At 68.4% G+C, this 16,336-nt stretch carries 17 protein-coding genes and 2 pseudogenes; 7 read left to right on the top strand and 12 right to left on the bottom strand.

The genetic code is table 11. The features are described 5' to 3' along the window. Positions 1–21: 21 nt before the first annotated feature. Entirely contained in the window at positions 22–531 is a 510-nt protein-coding gene (locus P1K89_RS21450; RefSeq protein ID WP_284618562.1) for a hypothetical protein, read from the bottom strand. 529 nt (positions 532–1,060) lie between these two features. Beyond that, positions 1,061–1,696: a Crp/Fnr family transcriptional regulator gene (locus P1K89_RS21445; protein WP_284618561.1), complete on the bottom strand. Its 636-nt coding sequence runs from the start codon at positions 1,694–1,696 to the stop codon at positions 1,061–1,063. 26 nt (positions 1,697–1,722) lie between these two features. Between P1K89_RS21445 and P1K89_RS21440 the strand changes: the two genes are divergently transcribed. From P1K89_RS21440 to P1K89_RS21425, 4 genes and pseudogenes are all read left to right on the top strand, one after another. After that, a complete protein-coding gene (locus tag P1K89_RS21440) occupies positions 1,723–2,487 on the top strand; it encodes an SDR family NAD(P)-dependent oxidoreductase (protein ID WP_284618560.1) in 765 nt (254 codons plus the stop codon). A gap of 26 nt (positions 2,488–2,513) precedes the next feature. Next, positions 2,514–3,434 (top strand): dienelactone hydrolase family protein, encoded by a 921-nt coding sequence (locus P1K89_RS21435; RefSeq protein ID WP_284618559.1) that lies wholly within the window; start codon positions 2,514–2,516, stop codon positions 3,432–3,434. Next, positions 3,431–3,817 (top strand): darcynin family protein, encoded by a 387-nt coding sequence (locus P1K89_RS21430; RefSeq protein WP_284618558.1) that lies wholly within the window; start codon positions 3,431–3,433, stop codon positions 3,815–3,817. The genes P1K89_RS21435 and P1K89_RS21430 overlap by 4 nt, the downstream gene beginning before the upstream one ends. A 142-nt stretch (positions 3,818–3,959) precedes the next feature. Then, positions 3,960–4,140: pseudogene (locus tag P1K89_RS21425) on the top strand (integrase); the annotation flags it as partial. Positions 4,141–4,680: 540 nt separating this feature from the next. Here the strand turns inward: P1K89_RS21425 and P1K89_RS21420 are convergent. After that, complete coding sequence (locus tag P1K89_RS21420) at positions 4,681–5,154, bottom strand: NUDIX hydrolase (RefSeq protein WP_284618557.1); 474 nt, start codon at positions 5,152–5,154, stop codon at positions 4,681–4,683. A 160-nt stretch (positions 5,155–5,314) separates the two neighbouring features. Here P1K89_RS21420 and P1K89_RS21415 point away from each other — a divergent pair, with 160 nt between their 5' ends. From P1K89_RS21415 to P1K89_RS21405, 3 genes and pseudogenes are all read left to right on the top strand, one after another. After that, positions 5,315–5,482: a hypothetical protein gene (locus P1K89_RS21415; protein WP_284618556.1), complete on the top strand. Its 168-nt coding sequence runs from the start codon at positions 5,315–5,317 to the stop codon at positions 5,480–5,482. 145 nt (positions 5,483–5,627) lie between these two features. Then, entirely contained in the window at positions 5,628–6,308 is a 681-nt protein-coding gene (locus P1K89_RS21410; RefSeq protein WP_284618555.1) for a M23 family metallopeptidase, read from the top strand. A gap of 114 nt (positions 6,309–6,422) precedes the next feature. Further along, a pseudogene (locus P1K89_RS21405) lies at positions 6,423–7,456 on the top strand (pirin family protein). A gap of 238 nt (positions 7,457–7,694) precedes the next feature. Here the strand turns inward: P1K89_RS21405 and P1K89_RS21400 are convergent. The 9 genes from P1K89_RS21400 to P1K89_RS21360 form a co-directional block, all read right to left on the bottom strand. Next, positions 7,695–8,831: an ABC transporter substrate-binding protein gene (locus P1K89_RS21400; protein WP_284618554.1), complete on the bottom strand. Its 1,137-nt coding sequence runs from the start codon at positions 8,829–8,831 to the stop codon at positions 7,695–7,697. A gap of 18 nt (positions 8,832–8,849) precedes the next feature. Then, positions 8,850–9,398 (bottom strand): amino acid synthesis family protein, encoded by a 549-nt coding sequence (locus P1K89_RS21395; protein ID WP_284618553.1) that lies wholly within the window; start codon positions 9,396–9,398, stop codon positions 8,850–8,852. Between the two features lie 2 nt (positions 9,399–9,400). Further along, positions 9,401–10,810: an amidase family protein gene (locus P1K89_RS21390; RefSeq protein WP_284618552.1), complete on the bottom strand. Its 1,410-nt coding sequence runs from the start codon at positions 10,808–10,810 to the stop codon at positions 9,401–9,403. Between the two features lie 16 nt (positions 10,811–10,826). Continuing rightward, a complete protein-coding gene (locus P1K89_RS21385) occupies positions 10,827–12,044 on the bottom strand; it encodes an ABC transporter substrate-binding protein (protein ID WP_284618550.1) in 1,218 nt (405 codons plus the stop codon). A 42-nt stretch (positions 12,045–12,086) separates the two neighbouring features. Further along, positions 12,087–12,779, bottom strand: coding sequence for an ABC transporter ATP-binding protein (locus tag P1K89_RS21380; RefSeq protein WP_284618549.1), 693 nt, complete (start codon positions 12,777–12,779; stop codon positions 12,087–12,089). Then, positions 12,773–13,522, bottom strand: coding sequence for an ABC transporter ATP-binding protein (locus P1K89_RS21375; RefSeq protein ID WP_284618548.1), 750 nt, complete (start codon positions 13,520–13,522; stop codon positions 12,773–12,775). The genes P1K89_RS21380 and P1K89_RS21375 overlap by 7 nt, the downstream gene beginning before the upstream one ends. Beyond that, entirely contained in the window at positions 13,519–14,451 is a 933-nt protein-coding gene (locus tag P1K89_RS21370) for a branched-chain amino acid ABC transporter permease (protein WP_439898018.1), read from the bottom strand. Before P1K89_RS21370 ends, P1K89_RS21375 begins: the two co-directional genes overlap by 4 nt. Before the next feature lie 115 nt (positions 14,452–14,566). Next, positions 14,567–15,442, bottom strand: coding sequence for an urea ABC transporter permease subunit UrtB (urtB, locus tag P1K89_RS21365; protein WP_284618897.1), 876 nt, complete (start codon positions 15,440–15,442; stop codon positions 14,567–14,569). An 8-nt stretch (positions 15,443–15,450) separates the two neighbouring features. After that, a complete protein-coding gene (locus P1K89_RS21360; protein ID WP_284618546.1) occupies positions 15,451–16,281 on the bottom strand; it encodes a FadR/GntR family transcriptional regulator in 831 nt (276 codons plus the stop codon). Between the last annotated feature and the right edge of the window lie 55 nt (positions 16,282–16,336).

Here is a 16,336-nt window from a genome sequence, read left to right as displayed (position 1 = left end):
CGCGCAGGCGCCGGGCGGCGACTACTGCTCGAAGCTGTACGACACGATGCCGGCCTCGACGCCGCCGATCACGTTCGGCACCGCGCAGCGCATGTTGACGCTGGCCGACCACGGCGTGACGCCGACCGGCGGCAGGTTGAGCTGCGCGCCGGCCGTGGTGGCGTAGTCGCCGGCGAGCGAGCCCGGGAAGACGATCTTCACCTGGTCGTAGGTCACGTTGGTGGCCGTCATCGAGCGCATGTAGCAGTTGAATTCCGCGACGTTGGCGGCGGTCTTCACGTGCACCGTGATGCTCATGCTGCCCGGCGTGAAGCCGTGGGCCTGCGTGCGGATGATCGGGCAGACGAAGTAGGTGGTGCCGGTGCCGGCGACCTTGTTGGTCATCAGCCCGGTCAGCGAGCGGCCGACCGCGCCTTCGGACGTGCACATCGTGCCGGGCAGCACGGTGGTGCCGGCCAGTGCCGGCACGCCGGCCTGGGCGGCCAGCGCGGCCGCGGCGATCAGGGCGCTGCGGAGATGATCGATCTGCATGGTGCGAGTCCTCGGTGGTGGGCGGTTGTCTGCTCGCGATGTCGCGAGGCCGGCACCACTGTGGTCGCGGGGCGTTGAAAAGGCGTTGCAATGCAGACGGCCGTCGATGTTTCACGCCCCCTTTGCCCCGCGCACGTGCGGAGCGCTGGCCCGCCGGCACTGACAGCAGCGGTGCCGAACCTGGCCAAGCTTATTCACCCGGATGCGTTCCGGTGGCGTCTGGCCTGGCAGGGAGCGCCGTGCTGGTCGGCGCGTTGCTGGCCGCGGTCGCCGTATTGCGTCGAACTGCGCCGGACACTGGTCCTCGCCGCAGCGAATCGGACGGCGAGCCCGAAAGGCGTGGTGGATGTTCGCGATCCCGTACAACTTCGTCGAGGACTTGTGGATCGTGCGCAATGCCTGCGTCGCCCAGGAACGCACGCCGGTCGCTCGGCAGGAAGCCGGATCGCGTCGCGCAGTCGATGTCGCGGAGCCGCCTCGCTGGTTCCGACGCCACTCGGAACCGCCGCGGGCGCGCTGGCGATCCTGGCTACTCCGGGGTTGGCGCCGCAGACCGCCTGAGCCTTGCCACGATCCGGTTCAGGCCGACCGGTGTCAGGCCGAGGTGCAGCGCCAGGTCCTTCTGGTGGATTCGCTTCGCCAGGCCGGGGTGCTGGTCGGCAAAGGCGACGTAGCGCTCCTCTGCAGTCAGGGTCAGCAACTCCTTCTCGCGCAACTCCTTCCGGGCCGCGAACTGCTGCGTCAGCACGAGCAGGGCCCGCGCCCATTCAAGGTGCCGGGCTGCCAATTGCTCGAGCAGGCGGTAGTCCACCCGCTCGACGATGGAGTCCTCGATGGCCCTGACCATGAAGCTCGCCCGGCCGCCGGGGACCAGCGCCGCGATGCTCGCGAAGTAGCGCCCTTCGAAGGTGAAGGACTTGATCCACTCGTTCCCGCCTTCATCGAGGTAGACCAGCTTGAGCAACCCGCTCCTGACGGCATAGACGTAGGGATGGGCACTGTCCTGCATGAACAGCGTGCCGCCGCGGCCGACATCGCAAAGTCGGAACTCGCTTGCGAGGGCGGCGGACTCAGGGAGGGAAGGCAAGCCGGCAGCGCCGTGGAAGAGGTCGAGCAGCACCCAGGGCGCAGCGGCCTCGCGATTAACCTGGGTTGATGCAGCCATCGGATGAGTTTCCTACATTCATCCGCATGACGAACCGACTGGACACTGCTGCGGCCACCAACCTCGGGCTTCGAGCCGCGCTCGTCACCGGCGCCACCTCGGGCATAGGCTGGCACCTCGCGCTGCAGCTCGCCGACGCCGGCGTGCGCGTCGTGGCGCTCGGGCGCAACCGCCACAAGCTGGCGGAGTTGTCGCGCTTGAAACCATGCATCCTCGCGCTGGAGGCGGACCTCGCGGACGTGAACTCGCTGCCGGGCCTCGCGATGCGAATCGGCGCGGCAGCGCCCGAGCTGAACTGCGTGATCCACAACGCGGGCATCCAGCACAACGTTCGTGTCGATGACGAGGGCTACGACCTGCGCGCGATCGAGGAGGAGCTCGACACCAACTTGCTTGCGCCCATTGCGCTGACCCGGGCGCTGCTGCCAGCCCTGCAGTCGCGGGAGCGGTCATGGATCGTGCACGTGTCGTCGGGCCTGGCCTATGCCCCGAAGCGCACGTCCGCGGTGTACAGCGCCTCCAAGGCGGCGTTGCACCTCTTCGGCGCGGGGCTGCGCTTGCAGCTCCGCGGGACATCGGTTCGAGTGCTTGAGGCCGTGATGCCGCTCGTGGACACGCCGATGACCCTGGGCCGGGGCCGCCGGAAGCTGGCTGCGGACGAAGCGGCCGCAGCCCTGCTCGCCGGCCTGTCGCTGCCCGGTGGTGTCTTCCACATCGGGCAGGCCAGGGCATTGCCGATCCTGCGTCGCGTTGCCCCCGGCCTCCTGGCCCGCCTGATGAGCGCGGGCTGATCGCTCACTCCTTTCGACACACACTCATGACACAGCTACTGCGCCGATCCGCGTCGCTCGTCACCTGCCTGCTTTCGCTGTCTTCACCTGCCATCGTCGGGGCCCGGCACGCGGGCTACGAGCCTGACCTCAAGACCCAGCTGGTCGTCTATCCCTTGCCGGGGACCAAGCTCTCCGGCGTCGGCAGGCTTCAGGTCCCGACGGATCTCTCTTCCGCGGAGGCGACGCGCGCTTCCGCCGCGACGAAGGTGCCGGCGGTGGTCATCGTGCACGGCACGGGCGGCATGGACGCGAAGGGGATCATGTACGCCCGCGCGCTGAACTCCGCCGGCATTGCCACGCTCGAGGTCGACCTCTGGAGCCCGAGGGGCCTCTCGGGTGGGTGGGATGGCCGCCCGAAGCATGTCCGCGAGAACTTGCCGGATGCGTTCGGCGCGCTGGCATTCCTTGCAGCCCATCCGCGCATCGACGGCCGGCGGGTCGGCATCATGGGCTTCTCGTGGGGCGGCGTGCTGAGCATGCTGGCGGCCGACGAGGCCAGCGCGGCCGAGCACGCGCAGGCCGGGCAGCGGTTCGCCGCTCACATGCCGTTCTATCCCATCTGCTTCGCATACAACCGGATTCCGGGCTACCCCTTCCGCGAGCTGACGGGCGCACCCATCTACATCTTGACTGGCGCGAACGACCGCTACGACGTGGACCCGCGCGCCTGCGACAAGCTGGCGGACTCGCTGCCGGACAAGCATCGGCCGCATGTCCGGGTGAAGGTCTACGACGGCGCGGAGCATGGGTTCAACAACCTCGACCGGCCGCGGCGATACCTCGATCCGTACCACGACCAGGGCAAGGGGGGCGAGGGCGGATCTACCCCGTTGCCAGCCGCTCGCCAGGACTCGGTCAGCGAAGCGGCGAGCTTCTTCGGCCGGACGCTGAAGGTCGCGCCATGAACCATGTGAACTTCATTCACCTGCGGGCCACGCCGCGCTGGCTTCGCTTGTCCCGGCAGGAGCGACGCGAGCGAGCGGGCCGCCATCTCGGCGAGGCGCTCCGGCGAGTGCCTGGCGTCAAGATCCGGTACTTCGATGCCGAGGCCTTCACGGCCCACTGCAGCGACGTGCTGATGGTCGAGGCCTCGGAACCACGCGAGCACCACTTCTTCATCGAGTCGTTGCGCGACTCCGAGCTGGTCGCGGACGAATACTTCGAGCTCGTCCTCGTGGTCCCGACGATCGAGGAGGGCTACCAGGCGTACGAAGAGGCGACGGGCCAGGCGGGCACGCGCGCAGGCCAGCAGGACCTGGCTGCGCAAGCGCAGGCGGCCGGGCGATAGCGCCACTCGACGCCGCGCCTGCCGACCGGCAGCCTTGCGTGCCGCCTCTCCTTGCGAGGAACGAAGGCGGCGCGTGTGCGAGCTGATCAATGACTACAAGGCGAAGCGTCTGACCGGCTTGACCAAGAGCCGGTCGACTTGAGCGCACATGCGTGCCCTGGGCGTGCCCCGCGACATCCTCCGAGATGTGCCTGAACCACAAGCTGAGCGGCGTGGAGGGCATGTACGACCAGCACACCTATTTTCCCGAACAACGTCGCCAGGCGCTGGCGACTTGGGTGCGGTTCTTCGTGACGTGTGAGGCTGATCTTGAGGACCGGTAGCGGCGTCGGGAAGCGTCCCCTCCAGTGGCTGCAAGGGGGCCTCGAGGAGGAGGTCCATGGGGGCAGGCGGACGGCGCGCGCCCGCGCGGGGAGGGCGCCTCTTGTCGCTCTGCCAGCTCTGAGCCAGATGGGCCGCGCTGTGTCCTCAAGCCAGACTGAAAGCCGCCCTTCAGGGTTTGTGTATTTCAACATTCGTTGAAAGCATGAAGAACAGTGAAAGAGGTCTTCCTCTACGACTGCTACGGTGGCGGCCTGTTCCTGACGTCGGATTAGAAGCGCCATCTCCCGGAACAGGTCTTCACCCAGGTCGGGAACGAGATCGCCGCACGACTTCGGACTCCGCTGGTAGTCCGACGTCACGGTAGTGCCGACATCTTCGAGGCATTCCGCAGCGCGTCGACGTTGCTTCCGAACTCGTGAAACTCCGCGGCGCGGACGCCTTGCTTGTCGATCGACCCGGAGCCGTGTCGGCTGGTCAAAGCGACACCAACCCGGGTGCAGCTGCCAGGGGCGGGGCGTGGGCTGCGACGCGGTCATTGCTCAGGCCGGCTTCACTGCCACTGCGGTGAGTTCAGGCAAGTGCTTGATCAGCGGCCAGTCGAGGGCCATCAGGACACGCGACAGGTTCCTGCCGCACCATGCGTCGAGGTCGTCCAGTGGCTTCCATGCGTAGGCGTCGACCTCAAGTGTCGGCCTGCCGGTGACGCGGTGCGGAAACGTCGTATGGCACCGGCAGTCGTCGACCCGAAAGGCATTGACCGCTACGTGCGCCGCATAGAGGTGCAGGCGCTTGGCAGGCAGGTAGTCGAAGTCACCGAGGTCTGACAAGGTTGAAGGGTCGAGAGCCAGCGACGTCTCCTCCCAGGTTTCGCGGACCGCGGCCTGCAGCGTCGACTCTCCCGGATCCGGGATGCCCTTGGGAAGGTCCCAGCGGGCTGTGCCCGTGGCGTGGCAAAGGAACAGTTCGCCTTGGGAGTTGAGCAGGACCACACCGCAGGAGACGACTTTCAACATGCCGCCAGCCTACACGGCAATGTGTCACGCGCCGTGTTCGACCCCGGCGCGTGGGAGCATGGTGGCAGTGTGGACGGCTTGTCGAACGGTGCCGGACGTCGCGACGGGCGACGCGCCGCTGGCTTGGCTCCCGATCCGATGGTTCTGCGGGCTCTCGAGCATGACCAACGTGACTGCGGAGGCCGGGCTGCGCGCTGTCGTGATCAGCTCTGGGGCGGTCGGCTGCGTGACGGCCATCGAGGCGATGCGGGCAGGGATGTCCATTGACAATGACTTCGTGCGAGACTTCATTCGGTTGTTCGCTTCTTTGCATGGCAGCTCCCCTTGAATTGGCATCCGGGGACAGGAACCCCCTCGCATGACTTACGGATTCAACAGATCGGGGCATTGCCAGCCTCGACTGCTGCTGCGAGACAGGCGAGCATCGCGGGGACAAAGTCGAGGGCATTTTCAACAGGTTTGTTTGGCACACGATGACACCGCCGCCGAGCATTCTCTTCCCGCTCTCTGGAGAGTGGTATGTTGGTGCCGATGGAACTGAGCCGGGGCACGAACTCGCGTTTGACTTCATGCGCCTGGACAAGCATCTCAAGGCGACGCGCCGTGCTGCGTGGCAGGAACTGCTGCTGGCCGTTCCCTATGGAGACTACCATGGCTGGGGGCAACCGATCCTCAGCCCATTCAAGGGCAAGGTAGTCACCGCCGTCGACGGCTGCCCGGAATCCCCGAAGAGCTACTTGAGCAAGCTTCTGGGCAGCGTCCGGTCATTGTATTCACCGCGAGACAAACGCAGGTTGGAAGATCTGAGCGCAAGTCAATCGGGAGACATCAGGGAGTTCGCGGGCAATCACCTTGTCATCGAGTCGCTTGAACATTCAGGAGTCTTTGCCTTCCTGGCTCATGCGCGACTGGGATCTCTGAAGTGCGCGGCTGGAGACGTCGTGAATGCACTTCAGGCTGTTGCCGAAGTGGGGGATAGCGGGCAATCCATGCTTCCTCATCTGCACTTTCATCTGATGGCCTCCCCGAATCCGCTGACGCAGCGGCTGATTCCTTTCAAGTTCTCGACCTTCGAGGCCAACATTGATGGAGACTGGCTGATTCAAAGAGACACGCTGCCGACTCGGAGGCAGAGAGTTCGCAGTGTTGCCTAGGCTGAACCAGCCACCGCCCCTGGCGCAGGCCGGGGCTTGGCCCTTCGTACGCCCGAGCGCGCCCATCCGATGGAAGATGTCGTGCATGACCATCTTCGACGAGTACAGCCAGCCATGACTTCCGCTCCGTCGCCCATCCTTGCCGTCAGGCCGCTGGGCTTCCCGTGGGAAACCGACGACCCGTTCCTGTTCTGCGTGCACCACGACGACGGCTATCCGCGCGGCAACGGCAAGATGGGCCCGGCTGCATCGCTCGCCGGCCGTGACATCGGCCAGGACTTCAGCCGAAAGGATGGCTGGAGCATGTACCACGGCGACGCCGTGCCCGGCTTCCCGGCGCATCCGCACCGCGGCTTCGAGACGGTGACCATCGTCCGCCGTGGCCTGATCGACCACAGCGACTCGCTGGGCGCGACCGCGCGCTTCGGCGGCGGTGACGTGCAGTGGGTCACTGCCGGCCGCGGCATCGTGCACTCGGAGATGTTCCCGCTGCTGAACGTGGACCATGCCAACCCGCTGGAGCTGTTCCAGGTGTGGCTGAACCTGCCCGCGCGCAGCAAGATGGCCGAGCCCCACTTCACGATGCTGTGGCGCGAGCAGATTCCGCGCCGCGTGCTACGCGATGCCGCCGGCCGCAGCACGGAGGTCACGATCGTGGCCGGCCGCTTCGGCGACGCCGTGGCCTTGCCGCCGCCGCCTGATTCGTGGGCCGCGCAGGCCGAAGCCGACGTCGCGATCTGGCTGCTGCGCATGGAAGCCGGCGCGAGCCTCGCGCTGCCCGCCGCAGCGGGCACGGGAACGCGCCGCACGCTCTACTTCTTCAGGGCACTTCAGCCACTGTCGCCACCCAGCCGGTTCGCGGGCCAGTGGCGATCACGCTGCGCGCTGATGCCGACGTGGCGCTGGCCAGCGGCGACACGGCCTGCGAGTTCCTGCTGTTGCAGGGCCGGCCGATCGCCGAGCCGGTGGCGCACCATGGGCCGTTCGTGATGAACACGCAGCAGGAACTGATACAGGCGATCGAGGAATACCGGCGCACCCGGTTCGGCGGCTGGCCCTTCGGCGACGCCGGCCCGGTCCATGGCAGCGAGCCGAGGCGCTTCGCGAGGTTTCCGGACGGCCGCGAGGAGGTGCCCGGTCGCGCTTGACAGCGTCATTGCCGCTTGCGAGTGGCTGGAATCGCCACGCCTCGGCGGGCGGGGGGCCTGGCGTTCGCAGAGAGCCGCTCAACGGATCTCGGCTCGAATTCATTCGATCCAAGCCACCTCATATCACGCCAATGACGCGGTGCAGCGGCTTTGGATCGCGCACAATTTCTGCCGGCCGTTCGCTAGCCTGCGCACTTTGCGTGCCATCCGGCCGTTCGGTGATCCGGGGCCGAGAGCTTCAGTTCAGCAAGCGTCCGCCGTCGCCGATGACGCTCAAGTCGACGAAGCGCGAGCCGTCGCGCCTCGTCGGCGTGAAGCGCACGACGAACCCGCCGAGGTCGAACTCATGCATCGACTCCAGCGCGGCGATCAGGCGCTGGCGCGTCGCGCCCGGTCCCGTCCTGCGCAGCGCCTCGGCCAGCACGCGTGCTGCCACGTAGCCTTCGAGCAGCGAATGCGACGCCTCGGTCCCCTTGGGCGCATGGCGTGCCAGATCGATCTCGAAGTCGCGCACCAGGCCGTGCGTCCTGCCGAGCGGGCTGGGCACGACCTGCGCGACGCCGATGCCACGCGCCCTTTCGGGACCCAGGGCCGGCCCGAGTGCCGAAGCATCGGTGATCGACAGGGCTAGGACCGGAGTCGCCGAGCGCTCGCCTGTGCGATAGCGCTTGAGGAACCCGATACTCGCCGGTGTGTTCGACAACAGGACGAGTGCCTGCGGCGACGCCTGCGCAAGCGTCTGCACGGCCGCATCGATCTCGCTCGTGTTGCGGCGATACGCGGCCTTCGCGACGATCGCCAGGCCCAGCGATGCGGCAGCCGACTCCAGTCCCACGAGCGCATCTGCGCCCAGCGCATCGTCCTGGTACAGCACGCCCAGGTTCTTCACGCCCATCACGGCGAACTGCCGCGCGATGCGAGCCGCCTCGTCGCGGTAGCTCGCCCTGAGATGAAACAGCAGCGGGTGCATCGGTGATCGCAGCATCGTGGCGCCCGAGCTGATGCCCACCACGGGAACCTGCTCGCGCTCGATGAGCCGGGCCTCCAGCAACGCCCGCATGTTCTGCGTGCCGACCAGCCCGAGCAATGCGAGCGGCCGGTCCTGCTGCAGGGCCTCGTTCACCAGCGCCACCGTCCGCTCCGGAACGTAGCCGTCATCACGCCGGGTCAGGCGGATGCGTTCGCCATGCACGCCGCCCGACTCGTTGACGCGCCGGAAGTACAGCATCGCGCCGTCGTGGTACTCCTGTCCGGCACGGGCCAGCGGCCCCGAGAACGGCGCCACCTGCGCGAGGACGATCTCGGCGCCGGCCGGGGTGACGGCGGTGAGCCACAGCAGGGCCAGCGCAATGCGCCAACGACGTCTTGCATGCATGTGCACGCTCCGGGTGGGTCACGGTCTTGCCGTGCGCGCGAGCGGCCGACCACCATCGGCCAGCGCAAGGGCGATCAGCAATTCGTCCGGCGCGGGCGCGTCGCCGGTCTGCAGCGTCACCGTGTCGAAGTGGTCGAAGCTCCACATGTCGCCGACGTTGTGCAACGGAACGTCTATGCCGGTGCCCGGGGCGGCGCGCTTCGCGGTCGAGGGCATGATCGACGTGGCATGCCGCAGCCGGGTGCGTACCTGGCGGCCGAAGCACGGATGCAGCAGCGCCGCGAGGTGCTCGAGCTCTCCGCCGGTGCCGACGATGCCTGCCTTGCCGTAGCTCTCTATGCAGGTGGCGGCGTCGCGTGGCCAGGCGGCCAGCGCCAGGTCCAGCAGCCGGTCGGCCAGCAGCGCACCCTCTTCGTGCATCGCGCTCAGGTCCGCGACGAACCGTCCGGCCATCGGGTTGCAGACGACGGCAGCAGCAACCGTGCGCCGCACCGGCCGTTGCAAGGCCTGCCCGGCTTCGCCCTGCACGTCCTCGACGAAGGTGAGCAGCTTGCGGATTGCCAGCATGGTCACGCTCCGAGGCGCTGGGCGGACGCGAGCGGTGCGCAAGGAAACCGCCCGCGCGCCTCCTCGTAGGCATGGCAGGCGCGCAGGACCAGGTCGTCGCGATAGCGCTGTGCCACCACCTGCAGGCCGATGGGCAGGCCCTTCGCGCTGCGCCCGCACGGAATGCTGGCCGCAGGCTGCATCGTCTGGTTGCACCACGAGGTCAGCGGTGGCGCGCAGCGCAGGTCAGCCGGCAGCCCGGGTACCGGTGGCGGATGCCGGTGGAAAGCCGGTGTCAGCAGCAGGTCGTAGCGGTGGAAGAAGCGGTGCATTCCCCAAGCGAGCTCATGCCGTGCCTGAAGCGCATCGGTCAAGGCGCTGGCCGGCAGGCAATGCGCGATGTCGGCCAGTTCCAGCAGATCGGGGTCGAACTCGCTGCGCTGGTGCGGGGCCGCGGCGCGGACAGTGTGCGACACGCGGCACATCCACTGGATCGAATGCATGCGGCTGCTCATGTAGCCGTGCAGCGGTGGCGGTCGGTCGACGATGTCCACATGTGCGCCGAGGTCCTCGAAGACGCTGGCGGCGGCCGCCACGCTGCTGGCGATCTCGTCGTCGACCTTGGTCAGGCCGAGGTCCGGGCTGAACGCGATGCGCAGGCCCTGCACGCCATCCTGCAGTCCGTCGCGCCAGTGCAGCGGCGCGTGCGGCGCGATCTCCCAGTCGTCGTGCCTGGCGCCGCACAACACCTGCAGCATCAGCGCGGCATCGTCGACGCTGCGCGACATCGGTCCGATGTTGGACAAGCGGGTAGGGTCGTCGCCCGCGGCGGTGGGCACCCGCTTGAACGAGGGCTTGAAGCCGAACACGCCGTTCCAGCAGGCGGGGATGCGGATCGAGCCGCCGCCGTCGGTGCCCAGCGCCAGCGGCCCGATGCCCAGTGCCAGCGCCGCGCCGGCGCCGCCGCTGCTGCCTCCCGAGGTGAGCGTCCGGTCCCAGGGGTTGCGCGTGCAGCCGGTCAGCGGACTGTCGGTGACGATCTTGTGGCCGAACTCCGATGTGGTCGTCTTGCCGAAGATGATGGCCCCCGCCTCGCGCAGGGCGGCCACGGCCGGCGCGTCGACGTCGATCAGATGGTTGGCCGGCAAGGTACGCGAGCCGAAGCGCGTGGCCATGCCGCGCGTGGCGATCATGTCCTTCACCGACACGGGAACGCCGTCGAGCGGCCCGCGCGGGGCACCGGCACGCCAGCGGCGCTCGGACGCCGTGGCGGCGGCGAGAGAGCCGTCGACATCGATCTCCCGGAAGGCGTTCACGTCGGGCTGGCTGGCATGCGCGTGGTCCAGCACCGCCTGCAACACCTCCAGCGGCGAAAGCCCGCCTGTCGAGTAGGCGGCCACCAGCTCGGCCGCTGTCATCTGCAGCTCATCCATCACGTCGTTGCCCCGCTCAGGTCGCTGCGGCGCACTGCGGGGCCACCGGGCCCATCGCGCTCAGCAGCGCGAAGCTCGAGTCTGGCTTCGCTCGTGCGATCAGGCTCTGGCACAGCAGGTGGCCGCCGCCTGGGGCGACCCGTACCTCGCCGCGCGGCGCGGCCAGCGTGACGCCGGCCAGCGCTGCCTTGACCTTCGCCCCGTCAACGGAACCCGCGGCCTTGGCGGCGGCGGCGAACAGCTTCGCACCGACGTAGGTGCTCTCGCCGTGCGGCAGCATCACGACATGCGATCCGATACGCAGCGGCGTCGAGTCGGCGAACTGGCGCGTGTAGCCGTCGAGGAAGCGCTTGTTCGCGTCACCGGCCACGCTCATGAAGTATGGCGACACGCCGATGTTGCCGGCCGACGCCCCTTCGGTGGCCAGCGCGAGCGATTCATGCGTGATGTCGGTGACGAGCTGCGGCTTCATGCCGAAGCTGTGGTACTGCTTGACGAACGTGATCGGGTCGTCGCCGATGCTGTGCCACACCAGTTCAGGCCCGAGCGACTGCACCTGCTGCAGGGTGGGCGCGAAGTCGCGCGTGCCGAACGGGAAGAAGCGCACGCCCATCAGCCGGCCGCCGTGGCGTTGCAGGGCCGCGGTGACCTGGGGGATCAGCGTGTAGCGCGTGGTGCCGAAGTCGCTGGCGATGATGTACATCGTCTTGCCGACGTTGCTGACCACCCATTCCACCAGGGGCTCGACGCGCTGGTTGCTCGCGAGCCCCGTGGTCAGCAGCTGCGGATGGCAGCGCCCCTCGTCGAAGTTCGGAAAGACGACGAGGCGGTCGGTGCCCGCGACCGCCTGCAAGGCGGCCTCGCGCTCCATCGGCAGGACCATGCCGGTCAGCATCGCGACGCTGTCGTTCATGACGAGCTTGCGCGCCTTGTCGAGCGTCACCTTGCTCGACATCTGGCTGTCCTCGGCGATCACCTCGATCTTCTGGCCGAGCAGGCCTCCGGCGGCATTGATCTCGTTCACCGCGAGCAGCAGGCAGTTCCGGTTCGTCTCGCCCACGCGTGCCAGCGGGCCGGACAGCGGGCCGACGAAGCCGATCTTCACCGGGCCGGCAGCCCGCGCGCCCATCGGCACGGCCAGGCCGGCAACGGAGGCCAGCATGCCGCACGCCGCGCGGCGCCGGTCGATCGGGTGGCCGGCCATCGCCGCGGGCTTCACGGGTGTCGTGCTCATCGACGTCTCCTCTCGTGGAATGACGGGTTGTCGAGCGCCGGTTCAGACGGCCAGCAGGCGCTCGAGGGTGTGGATGTCCGCATCGGGATGGCCTTCGTGGACGACGCGGCCGTTCTCGATCACCAGGCAGCGATGCGTCGCGGCGAGCACCAGGTCGAGGTTCTGCTCGACCACGATCGCCGAGATCTCGAGCTCGCTGCACAGCGCCGGTATCAGCTCGCCCAGGCGCTGCACGATGTTGGGTTGCACGCCGTCCGACGGCTCGTCGAGCAGGAGCACCTTCGGGCGGCCGCACAGCGCCCGGCCGATCGCCAGCATCTGCTGCTCGCCGCCCGACAGCGTGCCGCCGCGCTGCTTCAGCCGCTGCTTAAGGACCGGGAAGTAGCGGAACACGGCCTCCGGGACGTCGTCGGCCGCCAGGCCGGCAGCGCGGGTGCCGGTGCCGAGGTTCTCGGCCACCGTGAGCCCGGGAAAGATCCAGCGACCCTGCGGGACGATGCCGATCCCGGCGCGCGCGACGCGGTGCGTCGGCAGGCCGAGCAGCGGCTCGCCGCGAAACTCCACATGGCCGCTCGCATGCGGCAGCAGGCCCATGATCGCCTTGACGAAGGTCGACTTGCCTGCGCCGTTGCGCCCGAGCAGGCCCAGCACCTCGCCGCGCGCAAGATGCAGGTCGATGCCATGCAGCACGGGCGCACCGCCATAGCCGGTGACGAGGTTCCGCACGGTCAGCATGTGGCGCTCCCCGCGCGCACGCGCTGCCGCCCGAGGTACAGCTCGCGGATCTCGGCGTCGGCCTCGATGTCCTCGAAGCGGCCGTCGCGCACCAGGCGACCCTGGTGCATGACGAGCGTGCGGCAGGCCAGCCGCCTCACGAAACCCATGTCGTGCTCGACAACGACGACGGCGCAGCCGCGCGCGGTGTCGCGCAGCAGCGCGGCAAGGCGCTGGGTCTCGTCGGGGTTCAGGCCGGCGGCCGGTTCGTCAAGCAGCAGCAGTCGCGGTCGGCACATCAGCGCCATGCCGAGCTCCAGCCACTGGCGTTCGCCGTGGGACAGCACCTCGGCGACCACGTCCGCCCGGTCTGCCAGCCCGACGAGCGCCAGGACGCTGTCCACGCTGGCGGACTCGCCGCTGCGAGACGAGGCCACGCCGAGCCCGGCGACCAGCAGGTTGTCGTGCGCGCTCAACCACGGAAACACATTGGTGCCCTGGAACTTGCGCACGACGCCCTCGCGCACGAAGTGCTCGACCGGCCGGCCGGTCGCGTCGCGGCCGCCGACATGCACGCGGCCGCTGCCGGGCTTCAGGAAGCCCGAGACCAGGCCGATCAGGCTGCTCTTGCCCGCGCCGTTGGGACCGATCACGCACACCAGCTCGTTCTCGCCGATCGTGAGGGCCACCTCCTGCACCGCGGCAATACCGCCGAAGCGAATGCCGAGTCCCGCCACCTGCAGGATCGTCGACGGCGCGGTCATGCGGTCACCTCGCCCGGCTTGCCGTCGACCTTGGCCGCGGGCGACCGCTCGCGGCGCCGCCATCCGCCGAGCAGCCCGGCCAGGCCGCGCGGCGCAAACATCACGAATGCGAGGAACGTGACGCCCAGGATCAGCGGCCACCATTCGGTGGCGTGGCTGCTGAGCTGCTGCTGCAGGCGCGTCAGCGCCACGGCGGCGAGCACCGGCCCGAGCAGCGTGCCGCGGCCGCCGATCGCGACCCACAACATCACCTCGGTGGCCAGCGTGATCGAGAACACGTCCGGCGCGACGACACCCGAGACGCCCGCCATCAGCGCGCCGGCAAATCCGGCCACCGCGGCCGATGCGCTGAATATCGCCAGCAGGTGGGCCGCGGTCCGGTAGCCGCAGCTGCGCGCGCGCAGCTCGTTCATGCCGATGGCCGCGAGGATGCGGCCGTAGGGTCCGCGGAACACGAGCCAGGAGGCGAGCAGCACGCCGGCCAGGCACCCGACGACCAACGCGTACGATCCGAGCACCTGCTGTCGCGCGTCCCCGCCCACGATCGGCGGGACCGAGAGGATGCCGACGTCGCCGCCGGTCACTGACTGCCAGCTCGTCGCGATCTGCTGCACGATCATCAGCAGCGCGATCGTCATGATCGCGAAGAACTGCAGCCGCACGCCCGCGAAGAGCAGCAGTCCGCCGAACAACGCGGCGATGCCGGCGCTGCACGCGACCCCGAGCAGCATTCCCGGCAGGGGAGCGACGCCCCATTGCGTCGTCGCGATCGCGAAGGCATAGGCGCCGATGCCCAGGAACGCCGTGTGGCCGAGCGTCAGCAGCCACCCCTTGCCCCAGACGAGGTCGTAGCTCAGCGCGAAGAGGCCCAGGATCATGGCGTCCCGCATCGCCATCGTGGCGTACGGCGACGCAAACAGAGGGAGCATGGCCAACGCTGCCAGCGCACATCCTGTCGCACCGAGGAACACGGCGTCGCTACGGGTGAGCCTGGGTTGCTGCAGCCAGCGCAGCAGCGGGTGGTGAACTTGCCGGTGCATCGCGTCAGCCCTTGCCCAGCATGTGGTGGGTCGCGCTGAAGCCAGGCAGCAGGCCTTGCGGTCGCCAGCGGATGAGCGCGATCGCGAGCACCAGCACGAGGGCCGACGACAAGGACGGGTCGAGCTGGTAGTTCAGCAGTGTCTCGACGCTTCCGACCAGGGCGCTTCCGACGACACTGCCCGCGACCGAGCCGATGCCGCCCACCACGATCACGAAGAAGGCCTTGCCGAGATAGGTCAGGCCGAGCTGCGATTCGACCGCGGCGAAGGGTGCGACCAGCACGCCGGCGAGCGAGGCCATGCCGGCGCCGACGCAGAAGGCCAACCGCTTCAGGCGCTTCGTGTCGATGCCGACGGCTTCCGCCATGGAGGGGTTCTGGATCACGGCGCGCAGCTCGATGCCGAACCGGGTGCGCGCGAAGACGTGGATGCAACCGGCGATCGCCAGTGCCGCGACCGCGATCGCGAACAGCCGGTATGAGGGGTACGTCGTGCCAAGGAAGGTGAGCGTGCCCGGCAGCGGTGTCTGCACCGCCTGCGGATGCTTGCCGAACGTGAGCTCGAGCGCCTTCTGCAGGATGAGGCTCAGGGCGTAGGTGGCCAGCAGCGTGTCGAGCGGCCGGTGATAGAGGAACCGGATCACGGTGGCTTCCAGCAGCAGTCCGAGTGCGGCGCCGATGAGCGGCGCGAGCAGCAGCGCCGCCCAGTACGCTGTCGATCCGCCGACACCCTGCGCCACGGCGAGCGTGAACGCGCCGATCGTCACGAACTCGCCGTGCGCGAGGTTGACGATGTCCATGACGCCGAAAACGATCGCCAGGCCCAGCGCCACGAGCGCCAGGATCGAGACGACGCTCAGCACGTTGAGGATCACGGTCAGCATCGCCCTCACTCCTTGGTGCTGGTCTTGCGGCCAGCGCGGCTCGGGCGCACGCGAAGGTCCAGATCCGAGTCGAGGAGCAGGCGTTGCTTGACCACGCCCTGGAGCTTGCGCACGTGCGCCTCCGCTTCGTCAATGTGCTCGAGCATCAGCTGGCGCACGGCATCGGCGTCGTTGCGCTTGATGGCATCGAGGATGCCGCGATGTGCGTGCACGTTGGCCGAACCGAAGCGCTGGTACTGCTGGTGCGTCGTCGCGCCTCCGAGTTCGACGACGTGCCGCAGCAACTGGTTGATGAGCTGCGCGACGAGCCTCAGCAGCGGATTCGGGTTCGCGTTGGCGAGGATCTCGTGGAAGTGCAGGTCCTCCTGGCGCTGCTGCGCGCTGACGTCCTCGGATGAGGACATGGGCGAGCAGAACGCGATGCTGCGTTCGAGCGCGGCCACGTCGGCCATCGTCAGGTGCGGCAGCGCGCCCGCGGCGAGCTCCGGCTCGACCAGGCGCCGAAGCGCATAGATGCTTTCAACGTCGACTTCCTTGAAGAACAGGTAGTTCTGCACCGACTGCACGGTGCGCTGCAGCGGAACCTCGACGACGGTGGCGCCGCCGTTGGGCCCGGTGCTGATTCGCACGAGGCCCTGCACCTCGAGCGCCTTCAGTGCTTCGCGCATCGTCCCCTTGGCGACGCCGAAGTGCGCCTGCAGCTCGCCTTCCTTCATCAGCTTGTCGCCCGGACGCAGGTTCTTCTCGGTGATCCAGCGCTTGACCTGCTCTGCGACAAGGTCGCCGCGCTTGAGCGCCTTGGCATCGAACTGCGGATCGTTGGAGGGTGCGGGCATGTGGCTGGCCGGTGCTTATTTATACGCATAGTAATGAAGTGCAGGCGGCGACGGC

The sequence above is a fragment of the Aquabacterium humicola genome, assembly GCF_030167915.1.
Taxonomy (GTDB): domain Bacteria; phylum Pseudomonadota; class Gammaproteobacteria; order Burkholderiales; family Burkholderiaceae_C; genus Pseudaquabacterium; species Pseudaquabacterium humicola.
This window is presented reverse-complemented; position numbering and strand designations above follow the sequence as displayed.